We start from the raw sequence: 14466 nt of genomic DNA, 5'->3' as shown, positions 1-14466 counted from the left end.
TTAAAGCCTCCGCTTGCTGAAAATCAATGGCCGATGACGTAGCGCTGCACCTGGTCATGCAATGCAAAGGCAACCACCACCGCCACCAGCATGGCACCGATGTCCAGAGCCCGGCTCGCACCCCACTGCGGTGTGCGCTGGCGCAGCTTGAGGTAACCGGCGCCGTTGTTGCAGAAGAGCCCGAAGCCCAGCACGAAGACGGCAGCCACGAAGTCCCACTGGCCTGCCACTTCCACCGCGTGCCCTGCCCTGGCGCCGTTCACGGGAACGACGACCAGGAAGTACAGCCAGGCAAGCGCTACAGCGATCAGCAGCAGCCCGACAGGCCGCAGCGAAAAACCTTTGGCCTCCGCCGGCGCAGGTTCATCGGACGCATCACCCTGCAGCAACCGCGCGATGCGTGGCCAGCCGGCTTCATGGGCCAGTGCCTGCGACGTCTGCCCATGGCTGTTGGTTGCCAGCGGGTCGGCCCCGTGACGCAGCAGGGCCTGAACCACCGGGTAGTTGCCCGCCAATACTTCGCGATGCAGAAGAAGCCAGCCGCCATCGTCGAAATCGGTGATCATGCCGGGGTACTGCTGCAGGGCCTCTTCGATTTTTTCGCGCATGTTCACGGCCATGGGATGGTCGCCTTGCTCCAGCTGCGCCAGCAGCTGCTGGTCGGCCACGCTGCTCAATGCCCGCGACAGCAGCCAGGGCGTGTGGCCCTCGGCGGCGGGGGCCACTTCGACGGTACCCGGTTCGCCGAAGTCCAGGCCCCAGGCGGCGTCATGCCCGGCTCGTTCGTCGTCGCTCATGCTGCTGCGCAACGCATCGACAGTGAAACCGCCATACACGTGGCCACCACGGACGTACATCCAGTCATTGAGCGCCGCAAAAGGTAGCGACACCAGGTCGCCAGCCTTGAATTCAGTAGCCCAGCGGGGTTCGTTCATCAGTACACCGGTGATCGTTTCACCGTCGAAGTCGACATCGTTGACCCACATGTTTTCGACCACGGGGATATCCGGGTCATCCGGATCAAGCATGAAGGACAGCTTGACGGCCGCCATGTCGAGGCACTTGATGATGCGGCGTGCCTCCCACGACATTTCCCGCCAGTAGAACTTGAACGTCGCCTGGGCGCTAGACACGGCTTCCTTCAATGCCTGGCTTTCGCCTTCGACGCTATAGATCATCTGCTCCGTCATGAGCGGCTCGTCCTTGTGCTTGATTCGGAAAGGTTGTTGCCAGGTTTCCCCCTGAAAACCGTCAGGCAAAATGCCGCAGTGCGCTGTCATCCCACTCATGGCCCGCGTGCGACCAGCCGTTGTCCATCGGCAACGGGAATCCGGTGCGGCAATGCCCTTGTTTGGCTTCGAAGTCGAAAACCGCATGGGGGTAGTCGTTGATCAGCAGCAGCGCCTTGCGGTGGTCATCGGACCAGGCAATCTTGACCGTCGAGGGTTTCTCCCGGTCGGCGACGCTCTCCACGTCGTAGATGTGCAGCGCATTCTGGATCGGGTTGCCGCTGCCGGAGGAATCCAGGGCGTAGAAATAGCCGGTTTCCTCGTCGTCCTCGAACACCACGGCGTAAGGCCCTTCCCCGGCCGGCGCCTCGACCACCAGGCCGTCCCCTACGAGCAATTCGTTCTGCGCAGCAAGATAGGCAGGCATGTGGGCATTCCTTTTCCTGTGTAGTGAGGCTTGATCATGCCCAGCAACGGATGCCCGCTGCAAGCGAATCAAATGGAGCTCAGTCCAGCACCGGTCTTAGCAGTGCCTGCGCCTCATACAGCGTCGCCAGGTAGCGCAGGCGCATCTCATCGATGCTCAACCGCGAAGCATGGGTGGTGATGGTCAAGGTTGCCTTCAACTGGCCGCTGCGGTCGAGCAGCGGCACGCCCATCACGCGCATGCCGATTTCGTATTCCTGATCGACGATGCTGTAGCCCTGCGCCCTCACCCGCTGCAACTCCGCCTCCAGCAACGCCCTGTCGGTCTGGGTGTGAGGCGTCAGCGCGGATAGCGGGTTGCGCGCAAAGTATTCCTCGCGTTGCCCCTCCTCCAGCCACGCCAGCCAGACCCGGCCGCTTGCCGTGCAATACATCGGCACCCGCGACCCAGGGCGAATCGACAACGACGCGATGTGGCTGTAGCGGCTGCGCACCAGGTGAATGATCTCGTCGCCATCACGGCTGCCCACCGACACATGCTCCTGGGTCTGCCGCGCCACCTGATCGACGATCGGCCGCAGCATGCGCGGCAACTGCGCCGAGTCGACATAGGCCTGGCCGATGCGCAGGGCCTTGGGCGTCAGCCAGTAATGGCGGTTGTCGGTCTCGGCAAAGCCTTCGTGCACCAGCGTCAGCAGAAAGCGCCGTGTGGCACTTGGGGTCAGGCCGGACAGCCTGGCCGCCTGAGGCACGCTCAGGCGGGGTTGCTCGGCACTGAACAGTTGCATCAGCGCCAGGCCTTTCTGCAGGCCGGCGATCAGGTCGCGGGGGTGGATCTCGGGCTGGGGCATGAACTCGGCTCTTGGAAAGTGGCATTCAATGCGATTACCGCATGATGGCTGCGATTATCGCACTGAATGCCCGATAAGCGCATTGTTGATGACACCGCCCCGCGCCAAGCTGGCCTCCACAACAACAGCCAAAACGGAGGTCAGCATGATCCGAGGTTCGACAGAACTGGTCGCCATCGTCGGTTCGCCTATCGCCCAGGTGAAGTCGCCGGAAAACTTCAACACCTGGTTCGTCAACAACGCCCGCGACCTGGCGATGCTGCCCATCGACCTGCAGGAAACGGCGCTGGGCGCCTTTATCGACAACCTGCGAGGTTGGCGCAACCTGCGCGGCTGCGTGGTCACCGTGCCGTACAAGCAGGCCCTGGCCACTCGACTGGACGGACTCAGCGAACGCGCCAAGGCACTGGGCTCGGTCAACGTGATCCGCCGCGAGCGCGACGGCCGCCTGCTGGGTGACAACGTCGATGGCGCGGGCTTCCTTGGCGCCGCCCGCCAGCATGGCTTCGAGGCTTGCGGCAAGCGTGCGCTGGTGGTGGGCTGCGGCGGGGTCGGCAGTGCGATTGCCTATGCACTGGGTGAAGCAGGCCTTGGCCAGATCACCCTCAGCGACCCCAGCGGCGAACGCGTCGGGGCACTGGGCGAAGTCCTTGGCAATGCCTTCCCGGCACTGGCAATCGCCACTGAATACCACTCGCTGGAAGGCTTCGACCTGGTCGTCAACGCCTCCCCCGTCGGCATGGGCAACAGCGGCGAACTGTCGTTGCCGGTGGCACTGCTGGAGACTTTGAACGCCGCCACGCTGGTGGCCGACGTGGTCACCTCGCCGGAAATCACCCCGTTGCTGCACAAGGCCCGTGAACGCGGCTGCCCGGTCCAGACCGGTGCACAGATGGCCTTCGCCCAACTGGGCCACCTTGGCGCCTTCATGGGCGTCACGCCGCTGGAGATCTGAAGCCATGAGCACTAGCGAACAAGCGGTGTTCGACCTGGTGGTCCTCGGCAGCGGTGCCGGGGGCTTCGCCACCGCCGCCACGGCGGCCCGCCGCGGGCTGAAGGTGCTGGTGGTAGAAAAGGCCGAGCGCTTTGGTGGCACCTCGGCGATTTCCGGCGGTGCAGTATGGATATACGGCAGCGATCAGGCCCGGGCTGCCGGGGCCAAGGACTCCCCCGAAGCCATGCGCACCTACCTGAAGACCATCATCGGCGCAGGTTACAACCCGGCGCTGGTGGAGGCCTTCATCGAGCAAGGTCACCAGGCCCTGCGCTGGCTGGAGCACAACACCGAAGTGCGCTACGGCCTGCGCCCGCATTCGCCCGACTACTACCCCGACGAACCCGGCGCCACCGAATTCGGCCGCGCCCTGGAGATGGTCGAGTATGACGGCCGTCACCTCGGCTCGCGCTTCAAGGACCTGAAGATGCCACCGCCGGGCATGCTGCTGTTCGGCGGCATGATGGTCAACCGCGTGGACATCCAGCACTTCCTCAACCTGCGCCGCTCACCCGCCTCGCTGTGGCACTGCCTGAAGCTGATGGCGCGGTATGCTCGGGACCGCCTGCGCCACCCACGAGGGACTCGCCTGACCACTGGCAACGCCTTGATCGCGCGCCTGGCCAGCAGCGCCTTTGCCCACGGAACAGAACTGTGGCTGCGCAGCGAGGCCGAGGAATTGATCGTCGAACGCGGCAGGGTGACCGGCGTGGTGGTGATGCGCGAAGGCCGACGGCTTCGGGTGCACGCTCGCGGTGGCGTGGTCTGCGCCATGGGCGGTTTTGCTGCCGGGCAGCTGGCTGCCCGCTATCGTCCGGATGCTGAGGCGCCACACTTGAGCATGTCGCCGCCCACCAACGATGGCGCCGCCCTGCGCCTTGGCGAGGCGGTGGCGGCGGCCCAGGGCGACGGCCTGGCGGCCAATTTCTTCTGGGCGCCGGTGTCCGAACTGCGCCATGCCAATGGCGAGCGCGAGCGCTTTCCGCACCTGGTCACCGACCGCGCCAAGCCTGGAGTGATCGCGGTGGACCCGGCCGGGCGGCGCTTCGTCAACGAATCCAATTCCTACCACCACTTCGTGCAGACCATGTTCGCCAACCGCATCGGCCATTGCTGGCTGATCTGCGACGCCGAAGCGATGAACCGCTATGGCCTTGGCCTGGCCCGACCCAAGCCGGTGGACAACACAGCGCTGGTCACCGCCGGCTACCTGCACAGCGCCGCCAGCGTGGCGGCGCTGGCCGAGGCCATCGGCGTCGATCCACAGGCCTTGCAGCAGACGCTGGAGCATTTCAATGCCGATGCCCGCAACGGCATCGACCGTGCCTTCGGCAAGGGCGGCAACAGCTACAACCGCTACATGGGCGACCCACAGCACCAGCCAAACCCTTGTCTGGCGCCACTGACCAAGGCGCCGTACTACGCCATCCGCCTCCATACCGGCGACCTCGGCTCGGCACGCGGCCTGGTGACCGACGCCAATGCCAATGTGCTGAACCACAACGGCGCGCCGGTTGCCGGGCTGTATGCCGTGGGCAACGACATGAACTCAATGATGAACGGCACCTACCCCGGCCCCGGGATCACCCTCGGCCCCGCCCTCACCTTCGGCTGGATCGCAGCCGGCCATATCGCCGAGCGCCTGCAGGCGCCCGCCACCCACCAGGAGAAAGCTGCATGTACTACGAACTGAGAATCTACACCCTCGACCCGCTGAAGATGGCCGACTGGCTGGCCTTGTACCAAAGCCATGCGCTGGAGGTGCAAAGCGAGCACCTGGGCAACCTGGTGGGCTTCTTCACCAGCGAGTTCGGCGAGGCCAACCAGGTGGTGCATATGTGGGCCTACGCCAGCCTTGACGAGCGCATGGCGCGCCGTGCCGCGATGGCCGCCGACCCACGCTGGGCGGAGTTCTCACGGCGCAATCGGGAGCTGGGCGCAGTGCTGCAACTGCACTCGCGGCTGCTGCGGCCCACGGGCTTTTCGCCGCTGCAATAACCCTCACCTCTGACTAGCGCCGACCCTGTGGGAGCGGCCTTGTGTCGCGAAAGGGCTGCACAGCAGCCCCAGCAATCTTGGCGAAAACGCTGAAACCCTGGGGCTGCTGCGCAGCCCTTTCGCGACACAAGGCCGCTCCCACAATGACCGTGCCTGATTGCATAAGGATCTATTCATGCAACCCCTTGCGTGTGACGTACTTGTCATCGGCTCCGGTGCCTCTGGCCTGGCGGCCGCCGTTACCGCCGCGCATCACGGCCTGCAGGTGATCGTCGCGGAAAAGGCCAGCCAGCTTGGCGGTACCAGTGCCTGGTCGGGGGGCTGGCTGTGGATTCCGCGCAACCCGCTGGCCGTCGCCGAAGGCATCATCGAAGCCGACGATGCACCAGAACGCTACCTGCGCTCCCAGACCCAGGTCGCCGAACTGGACCCTCGCCAGCGCGCCTTCCTGCGCCATGGCCCGGAGATGGTGGCGTTCTTCCAGCAGCACACCGCCGTGCAGTTCCAGTCCGGCAGCAAGATGCCCGACATGCGTGAAGGTGACGGCAGCGCGCGTGGCGGGCGCTCGCTGTGCGCGCTGCCGTTCGACGGTCGGTTGCTTGGCCCATGGCTGCACAAACTGCGCCCGCCTCTGGACATCGTCAGCCTGGCGGGCATGGGCATCGCTGGTGGCGCCGACATGGCCGCGTTCTTCAATGCCCGCCGCTCGCCCAAGGCCACCCTGCACGTCGGCAAGCGCCTGCTGCGCCATGGTCGCGACCTGCTGCTGCATCGGCGCGGTCTGCACCTGGTCAACGGCAACGCGCTGGTCGCCCGCCTGTTGCACAGCGCCCTGGACCTTGGCGTGACCGTGCTCACCGAAAAGCCGGCCACTCGCTTGCTCGGCAATGGGCGCATCGACGGCGCCCAGTTCGCCGATGGCCAGGTGATCCGCGCACGTCGTGGCGTGGTGCTGGCGTGTGGTGGCTTTGCCCACGACCCCCAGCGCATTGCCCAGCTCATGCCCCATGCGCCCGACGGCACTGAGCATCACTCGGCCGCGCCAGCGCAGAACAGCGGTGACGGCCTGCGCCTGGGCGAACAGGTCGGCGCCCGGCTTGGCCCCTCGCTTGCCCATGCCGGCGCCTGGGCACCGGTCTCGCGGGTGCCGCGCCGTGACGGCAGCGTTGGCCACTTTCCCCACCTGATCGACCGCGCCAAGCCCGGCTTCATCGCCGTGCGCCGTGATGGCCGCCGCTTCGTCAACGAAGCCGATTGCTACCACGACTTCATGAATGCGCTGTTCGCCGCCACGCCACCGGGCGAACCCCACGAAGCCTGGCTGATCTGCGACCACGCCGCGCAACGGCGCTACGGCATCGGCTGGGCCAAGCCGTTCCCGTTCCCGACCGGTTTCTATCAGCGCCGCGGCTATCTGTTCAGCGGCCCGTCCCTGGCAGAACTGGCGCAGCGCTGCGGGATCGATGCCGGGCAGCTGCAACGCACCGTGGCCGACTTCAATCGCCATGCTGCACACGGCGAAGATCCGGCCTTTCAGCGCGGCGCCTCGGCCTACAACAAAGCCCAGGGCGAACCGCTGCACGGGCCTAACCCCTCGTTGCGGCCCTTGCTGCACGGCCCCTTCCATGCTGTAAAACTGCTGCCCGGCAGCCTCGGCACCTTCGCCGGCCTGCACACCGATGCTGCCGCACGCGTGCTCGATCACACGCAGCAGCCGATACCCGGCCTGTTCGCGGTCGGCAACGACATGCACAGCGTGATGGCCGGGCATTATCCTAGCGGTGGTATCACCCTGGGGCCGGGCATGACCTTCGGCTATCTGGCCGGCAAGGCGCTGGCCAGCGTGTGAGCGCGGTTCGCTATTGTTCGGTTATCGAACAATAGCCCCCTCCTGCGAATTGACGGTCGCCGATTCACTGCTCACCATGCACCGGCCTTGCGTGTACCCCCTGCCTGGGGCCAGGTCACGTTCGAGAAAAAGCCGTTCATTACAATTTCAAGAAACGACCAGGATATGAACCACTCCAAGCCCACCACCGCCAGCCCACGGCTGCCATCCGCCGGCATCGGCGACAAGATCCGTGGCGCCTTCGCCGTCGGCAAGACCCGTTGGGGCATGCTCGCCCTGGTGTTCTTCGCCACCACCCTGAACTACATCGACCGCGCCGCGCTCGGCATCATGCAGCCGGAACTGGCCAAGGCCATGAGTTGGACGGCGATGGACTACGCCAACATCAACTTCTGGTTCCAGGTCGGCTATGCGGTCGGCTTCGTGCTGCAGGGCCGGCTGATCGACAAGGTCGGCGTCAAGCGCGCCTTCTTCGCCGCCGTGCTGCTGTGGAGCCTGGCCACCGGCGCCCACGGCCTGGCCACCTCGGCGGCCGGCTTCATGGTCTGCCGCTTCATCCTCGGCCTGACCGAAGCGGCCAACTACCCGGCCTGCGTGAAGACCGTGCGCCTGTGGTTCCCTGCCGGCGAGCGTGCCATCGCCACCGGCCTGTTCAACGCCGGCACCAACGTCGGCGCCATGGTCACCCCGGCCCTGCTGCCGCTGATTCTGACCGTCTGGGGCTGGCAGGCCGCGTTCATCGCCATGGGCTGCCTGGGCCTGGTCTGGCTGGTGTTCTGGGGCCTGAAGTACTTCAACCCGGAAGAACACCCAAGCGTGCGCCAGAGCGAACTCGACTACATCCAGCAGGACGTCGAGCCGGAGGTGGCGCGCCTGCCCTTCAGCCGCATCCTCGGCATGCGCGGCACCTGGGCCTTCGCCGTGGCCTACGCGATCACCGCGCCGGTGTTCTGGTTCTACCTGTACTGGCTGCCGCCGTTCCTCAACCAGCAGTACAACTTAGGGATCAGCGTGACCCAGATGGGCATCCCGCTGATGCTGATCTGGCTGACCGCCGACTTCGGCAGCATCGGCGGCGGCATCCTGTCGTCGTGGCTGATCGGCCGCGGCGTGCGCGCCACCACCGCGCGCCTGGTGTCGATGCTGATTTTCGCCTGCACCATGGTCAGCGTGACCTTCGCCGCCCATGCCAGCAGCCTGTGGATCGCGGTGCTGGCCATCGCCCTGGCAGTTGGCGCGCACCAAGCCTGGACCGCGAACATCTGGAGCCTGGTGATGGACTACACACCCAAGCACCTGATCAGCACGGTGTTCGGCTTTGCCAGCATGTGTGCGGCGATAGGCGGGATGTTCATGACGCAGATCGTCGGCAGCGTGCTGATGGCGACGAACAACAACTATGCCGTGCTGTTCACCATGATCCCGGCCATGTACTTCCTGGCGCTGATCTGGATGTACTTCATGGCGCCGCGCAAGATCGAAGCCCAGTAAGCGCGAACCCCAGTTACCTCGGAGGGGCCCTGACGGGCCTATGGAGTGCAGCGGCAGAATTTCAAATACAGGCATACAACGTTCATCCTGGAAGCAGCAAAGTGGCCCCAATCTTGTCATTTGCCAAATCCTGGGCCAAGGTCGATACCACTGACATCTCTGCCGAAACCTCTCTGCCGAAAGGAGTCACCCCATGTCCAAGATCTATCCCGCCATTGATCCCGAAGGGCTGGTCGAGTACTCGGTGGTCTACACCGACCGCTCGCTCAATCACATGTCGCAGACTTTCCAAGGCGTGATGCGGAACATTTCCAGCACCCTGAAACAGGTCTACAACGCCCAGGCCGTTGCGGTAGTCCCGGGCAGCGGTACCTTCGGCATGGAAGCGGTAGCGCGGCAGTTCGCCAACGGCCAGCAATGCCTGGTGGTCCGCAACGGCTGGTTCAGTTATCGCTGGAGCCAGATCCTTGAGATGGGCAACATCCCGGCGGCCACCACGGTGCTGAAAGCCCGGCCGGTCGAAACAGGTCGCCAGGCGGCCTACGCCCCTCCTCCCCTGGACGAAGTGCTGGCGGCGATAAAAACGCACAAGCCGCAGGTGGTCTTCGCCCCCCATGTCGAAACCTCTTCCGGGATAATCCTGCCCGACGATTACCTGCGGGCCGTCGGCGACGCCGTGCACGCGGTGGGTGGCCTGTTCGTGCTGGACTGCATCGCCTCGGGCACGCTTTGGGTCGATATGCAAAAGTGCGCCGTCGACCTGCTGATCAGCGCACCGCAGAAAGGCTGGAGCGCCTCCCCTTGCTGCGCCCTGGTGATGTTCAGTGCCTTGGCCCTGGAGCGCATCGGGCAGACGCAGAGCAGCAGCTTTGCCTGCGACCTGAAAAAGTGGCTGCAGATCATGCAGGCCTACGAACAGGGCGGGCATGCCTACCACGCAACCATGCCCAGCGATTCACTGGCGCGGTTCAACGACGTGATGAACGAGATGCAAGCCTATGGCTTCGACAAGCTGCGTGGCGAACAGCAGGCGCTGGGCGATCGGGTGCGCGCCCTGCTGGCCGGCAAAGGCATCAGGAGCGTGGCCGCAGCCGGTTTCCAGGCCCCGGGCGTGGTGGTGAGCTACACCGATGATGCCGACATCAAGAACGGCAGCAAATTTGCCGTGCACGGCCTGCAGATCGCCGCCGGGGTGCCGTTGCAATGTGACGAGCCAGCCGACTTCCAGACCTTCCGCATCGGCTTGTTCGGGCTCGAAAAACTGCACAACATCGAGCGCACGGTCAGCACCCTTGAGCAGGCACTGGACGAAGTGCTGGTGAACTGAGCCTCATCCTCGCTGCATTTCGCCTACGCTGCAGACTGACCTCACACCAGCGACAGGAGGGACCAGTACCATGAACGCCGTAGCGTTACATCCATCGATCGACCAAGGTATCCAGCCGGAGCAACCCGGTTTCGCCGGCGGCACCCTGCAGTGCCTGTGCCCGACCGACAAGGTCGAGGTCGCCGTCAGCGCGCAAACGCTGCACAACCATGCCTGTGGCTGCACCAAGTGCTGGAAGCCCGCAGGCGCGACCTTCTCGGTGGTGGCCGTGGTCCCCCGCGACAAGGTCAGCGTGCTGGCCCATGGCGAGAAGCTTCAGGTGGTTGACCCCGGCGCGGTGATCCAGCGCCATGCCTGCCGTGACTGTGGCGCCCACCTGTTCGGCCGCGTCGAGAACAGCGGGCATGCCTTCTACGGCCTCGACTTCGTGCATACCGAACTGTCCCCGCAAACCGGCTGGTCTGCACCGGCATTTGCCGCTTTCGTGTCCTCGGTGATCGAAAGCGGCACGCCTCCGGCACAGATGGCCGCGATTCGCGGGCGGCTGCGTGAACTTGGCCTGGAACCGTACGACTGCTTGTCGCCCGCGCTCATGGATGCACTGGCGACGCACGCCGCCAAGCAGAAAGGCACCTACCGCGACGCCTGACGCTGCCCTTGGCCATCGCAGATGACCTCAACCTCACCAAGCGTTGGGCGGCGAGGCGTAGATGTCAGGCAGAGCGCCCTCATGGGCGGCAAGGTTGCAATAGTGTCCTTTGAAATACAGCAAGGGTTGCGTCGCCGCCATCAATGGCGCGCGAGTTCGCGGCGGACGATCTCTGCCCCCGCACTCAAGGCACGCAGCTTGCCGTTGGCCACGCGCCGCGGCAACGGCGCCATGCCACAGTTGGTGCAGGGGTAGAGCTTGTCGGCATCCACGAACTGCAGCGCCTTGCGCAGGGTATTGGCGACTTCTTCAGGGGTTTCGATTGTGTGGTTTGCCACATCAATGGCACCGACCATCACCTTCTTGCCACGGATGAGTTCGATCAGGTCCATGGGGACGTGGGAGTTGTGGCATTCCAGCGAGATGATGTCGATGCTGGACTTCTGCAGCTTGGGGAAGGCTTCTTCGTATTGCCGCCATTCCGAACCCAGGGTCTTCTTCCAGTCGGTGTTGGCTTTGATGCCATAGCCATAGCAGATATGCACGGCCGTTTCGCATTTCAGGCCTTCGACCGCCCTCTCCAGGGTGGCCACCCCCCACTCGTTCACCTCGTCGAAGAACACGTTGAAGGCAGGTTCGTCGAACTGGATGATGTCGACACCAGCTGCTTCGAGTTCGCGCGCTTCCTGGTTGAGGATCCTGGCGAATTCCCAAGCCAGCTTTTCGCGGCTCTTGTAGTGCGCGTCATACAGCGTGTCGATCATGGTCATCGGGCCTGGCAGCGCCCATTTGATCGGCTGCGAGGTTTGCTGGCGCAGGAACCTGGCGTCTTCGACGAAGACCGGCTGGCGACGGGCAACGGCGCCTACCACCGTTGGCACGCTGGCATCGTAGCGATCGCGAATCCTGACGGTTTCACGTTTTTCAAAATCCACGCCATCGAGATGCTCGATGAAGGTCGTGACGAAGTGCTGACGGGTTTGCTCGCCATCGCTGACGATGTCGATACCGGCGTGCTGCTGCTCTTGCAGGGCCAGGCGCAGCGCATCCTGCTTGCCTTCGATCAAGGCTTCATCGTGCAACTTCCAGGGCGACCAGAGTGTTTCTGGTTGCGCCAGCCAGGAAGGCTTGGGCAGGCTGCCGGCAGTGGAAGTGGGTAACAGTTTTTTCATGGCGGGTGACCTTGTATTCCTGGTAATTCAGCACGCGTAATGAGCGGACCATTGTTCGAGCACAGTTTGGTAAGGCTTGATGAAGTGCTCTTCGACAAAGCGTCCTTGTTCGATGGCCAGCCGGCTACGCTCTTCGCGGTCATAGACGATGCGCGTCAATGAGTAATCCTGGTGCTGCAGGCTGGGTTGGTAGCATTTGCCTGCCGCAGAGTTGGCATTGTAGATTTCCGGCCGATAGATCTTCTGGAAGGTGTCCATGGTGCTGATGGTGCTGATCAATTCAAGGTTGCTGTAGTCACCCAGCAAATCACCGGCGAAATAGAACGCCAAGGGCGCAACACTGTTCGGCGGCATGAAGTAGCGGACCTTCAGGCCCATTTTCCCGAAGTATTCATCCGTCAGCGAATATTCATCTTGCTGGTATTCATGGCCCAATACAGGGTGCTGATTTTCAGTGCGGTGGTACTTCTTGCTGCTGGAAACACTCAGGCAAATAACCGGTGGCTTGGCAAAGTGTGCTTTATACGCTGCCGAGTTGACGAAGCTCTTGAACAGCTTGCCGTGCAGCTCGCCAAAATGCTCGGGCGTGCTGAAGGCGGCCTGGTTTTTGTTGTGCCCCAGCAGCAAGACGCTGAAGTCGTAATCGCGCACGTAAGAAGAGAAGTTGTTGCCGACCATGCCTGCGGTGCGCTCGCCCGTGGTGCGGTCGACGATGCTCGTCTTCAGGATTTCAATCAACGGCAATGCCTGATCGTGATTATCATCGCCGAGGCTCATGGCGACAGAAACAATTTCAAGCTCGACCGTGTAACGATCACCTTCGGGATTATCCCAGTGCGCCAGGGCATTGAAACGGTTGTCAATCATCTGCAACGTATTACGCAGATTCTCCTGTCGGCTCGCACCCCTCGCCAAGTTGGCGAAGTTGGTAGTAAGGCGCGTTGTTTCGGCCGGGCAATAGTCTTCGTCGAAACAAATGCGCTTGATGGAAAACTTGAAATCTGTGCACGTCATGATCGACCGTCTCACTCGAATACGTAAATAGCTTTTAATTGAGACGTATTCTAGATTGAGGGTCTGAGCGAGTGGAACTGAATTGATTTCACAGAGCCTTTAGTCATGTTCATGACGCCATCAACGGCAGCCCCGCAAGTTGAAACGGACGATCCGCACCCGCCAACACTGCGCTGCCCCCACCGCCCCACCATCAATGACTGGAGAACCTATGAGGGTACTGGTATGCGTCAAGCGAGTGGTCGACTACAACGTGCTGGCCCGCGCCTGAAAGCTGAGAAAGGAAGGCAAGGGCAAATTCCTGCAGGAGATTTGCCTCTCGCCATAGAAGCTCCCACAGGCCGCAGATATCCCTGTAAAGAAGCCCGAACAGGAAAGCATGTTCAGGATGAAGCAGTAGCCCCCTCACCTACCTGCTCACGGCTGGCATAACGCTGTGCCAGCACCGCACACACCATCAACTGGATCTGGTGGAACAGCATCAGCGGCAGGATCATCGCACCGATGCCGCTCCCAACGAACAGCACCTGGGCCATCGGCACCCCGGTGGCCAGGCTCTTCTTGGAACCGGCGAACAGGATGGTGATGCGGTCTTCCAGGCTGAAGCCCAGCACCTTGCCCAGCATGCGCGTACCAAACAGCACCACCGCCAGCAGGATCCCGCAGACGGCGAACAGCCCGGCCAGGTGCTGCGGCGACACGGTGTGCCACAGGCCGGTGACCACGGCCTCGCTGAATGCGGTGTAGACCACCAGCAGGATCGAACCCTGGTCGACGATCTTCAGCCAGCGGGCATTCTTCTTGACCCAGGCGCCGATCCAGCGGCGTGCGATCTGCCCGGCCACGAATGGCACCAGCAATTGCAGGGTGATCTTCAATACGGCGTCCAGCCCCGAACCGGTATCACCACTGGCGCCCAGCAGCATCATCACCAGCAACGGGGTCAGGAAGATACCGATCAGGCTGGAAGCCGCCGCACTGCAGATGGCCGCCGGCACGTTGCCGCGGGCCAGCGAGGTGAAGGCGATGGCCGACTGCACGGTGGCAGGCAGCGCGCACAGGTACAGCACGCCCAGGTACAGCTCGTTGCCCACCAGCGGTACGAACAGTGGCTTGAACGCCAGGCCCAGCAGCGGGAACATCACGAAGGTGCAGGAGAACACCAGCAGGTGCAGGCGCCAGTGGCCAGCACCGGCGATGATGGCCTCGCGCGACAGCTTGGCACCGTGCAGGAAGAACAGCAGGCCGATCGCCAGGTTGGTCAGCCAGCCGAAATACACCGCGCCGTCGCCCGAGCAAGGCAGCACGGTGGCGATCAGCACCACCCCGAGCAGGCACAAGGTGAAGTTGTCGAACAACATGCGCAAATATTTCATAACCGTTTCCATCTTGTCGTTGTGCAAGGCCAGACGATAAGGTCTGTGGTTTTTTCCCGCTAACGCCGGAACCCCCATTGGTGTCGCTCA

Annotated in this window: 13 protein-coding genes; 7 read left to right on the top strand and 6 right to left on the bottom strand. The window is 63.3% G+C overall.

All coding sequences use genetic code 11. From position 1 onward, the window contains the following. Positions 1–23 precede the first annotated feature (23 nt). The 3 genes from N430_RS18500 to N430_RS18490 form a co-directional block, all read right to left on the bottom strand. The gene (locus N430_RS18500; RefSeq protein ID WP_110638242.1) at positions 24–1190 is read right to left on the bottom strand and encodes a DUF2314 domain-containing protein; all 1167 of its coding nucleotides are present in this window, start codon (positions 1188–1190) and stop codon (positions 24–26) included. A gap of 61 nt (positions 1191–1251) precedes the next feature. Then, a complete protein-coding gene (locus N430_RS18495) occupies positions 1252–1656 on the bottom strand; it encodes a DUF2251 domain-containing protein (RefSeq protein ID WP_110638241.1) in 405 nt (134 codons plus the stop codon). A gap of 79 nt (positions 1657–1735) precedes the next feature. Continuing rightward, on the bottom strand, positions 1736–2506 hold the full coding sequence (locus tag N430_RS18490; protein ID WP_110638240.1) for an IclR family transcriptional regulator C-terminal domain-containing protein: 771 nt from the start codon (positions 2504–2506) through the stop codon (positions 1736–1738). A 145-nt stretch (positions 2507–2651) separates the two neighbouring features. Here N430_RS18490 and N430_RS18485 point away from each other — a divergent pair, with 145 nt between their 5' ends. The 7 genes from N430_RS18485 (at position 2652) to gfa (ending at position 10814) form a co-directional block, all read left to right on the top strand. Further along, complete coding sequence (locus N430_RS18485) at positions 2652–3461, top strand: shikimate dehydrogenase (protein WP_110638239.1); 810 nt, start codon at positions 2652–2654, stop codon at positions 3459–3461. Positions 3462–3465: 4 nt separating this feature from the next. After that, a complete protein-coding gene (locus N430_RS18480; RefSeq protein ID WP_110638238.1) occupies positions 3466–5193 on the top strand; it encodes an FAD-dependent oxidoreductase in 1728 nt (575 codons plus the stop codon). After that, on the top strand, positions 5178–5498 hold the full coding sequence (locus tag N430_RS18475) for an NIPSNAP family protein (protein WP_110638237.1): 321 nt from the start codon (positions 5178–5180) through the stop codon (positions 5496–5498). Before N430_RS18480 ends, N430_RS18475 begins: the two co-directional genes overlap by 16 nt. Positions 5499–5673: 175 nt before the next feature. Then, a complete protein-coding gene (locus tag N430_RS18470; protein WP_110638236.1) occupies positions 5674–7347 on the top strand; it encodes an FAD-dependent oxidoreductase in 1674 nt (557 codons plus the stop codon). Positions 7348–7512: 165 nt separating this feature from the next. Next, complete coding sequence (locus tag N430_RS18465; protein WP_110638235.1) at positions 7513–8838, top strand: MFS transporter; 1326 nt, start codon at positions 7513–7515, stop codon at positions 8836–8838. A 193-nt stretch (positions 8839–9031) separates the two neighbouring features. Beyond that, positions 9032–10165 (top strand): aminotransferase class V-fold PLP-dependent enzyme, encoded by a 1134-nt coding sequence (locus tag N430_RS18460; RefSeq protein WP_110638234.1) that lies wholly within the window; start codon positions 9032–9034, stop codon positions 10163–10165. Between the two features lie 70 nt (positions 10166–10235). Further along, positions 10236–10814 carry an S-(hydroxymethyl)glutathione synthase gene (gene gfa, locus N430_RS18455; RefSeq protein WP_110638233.1) on the top strand — a complete coding sequence of 193 codons (579 nt, stop codon included), beginning with the start codon at positions 10236–10238 and terminating at the stop codon, positions 10812–10814. A 140-nt stretch (positions 10815–10954) separates the two neighbouring features. Here the strand turns inward: gfa and N430_RS18450 are convergent, their stop codons facing one another. From N430_RS18450 to N430_RS18440, 3 genes are all read right to left on the bottom strand, one after another. Next, complete coding sequence (locus tag N430_RS18450; RefSeq protein WP_110638232.1) at positions 10955–11986, bottom strand: methionine synthase; 1032 nt, start codon at positions 11984–11986, stop codon at positions 10955–10957. Between the two features lie 27 nt (positions 11987–12013). Then, on the bottom strand, positions 12014–13000 hold the full coding sequence (locus tag N430_RS18445) for a DUF1852 domain-containing protein (protein ID WP_110638231.1): 987 nt from the start codon (positions 12998–13000) through the stop codon (positions 12014–12016). Between the two features lie 383 nt (positions 13001–13383). Then, complete coding sequence (locus tag N430_RS18440) at positions 13384–14376, bottom strand: bile acid:sodium symporter family protein (protein ID WP_371922782.1); 993 nt, start codon at positions 14374–14376, stop codon at positions 13384–13386. Positions 14377–14466 lie beyond the last annotated feature (90 nt).

It is taken from the genome of Pseudomonas sp. CC120222-01a (assembly GCF_003097235.1).
Classification (GTDB): Bacteria; Pseudomonadota; Gammaproteobacteria; order Pseudomonadales; family Pseudomonadaceae; genus Aquipseudomonas.
This window is presented reverse-complemented; position numbering and strand designations above follow the sequence as displayed.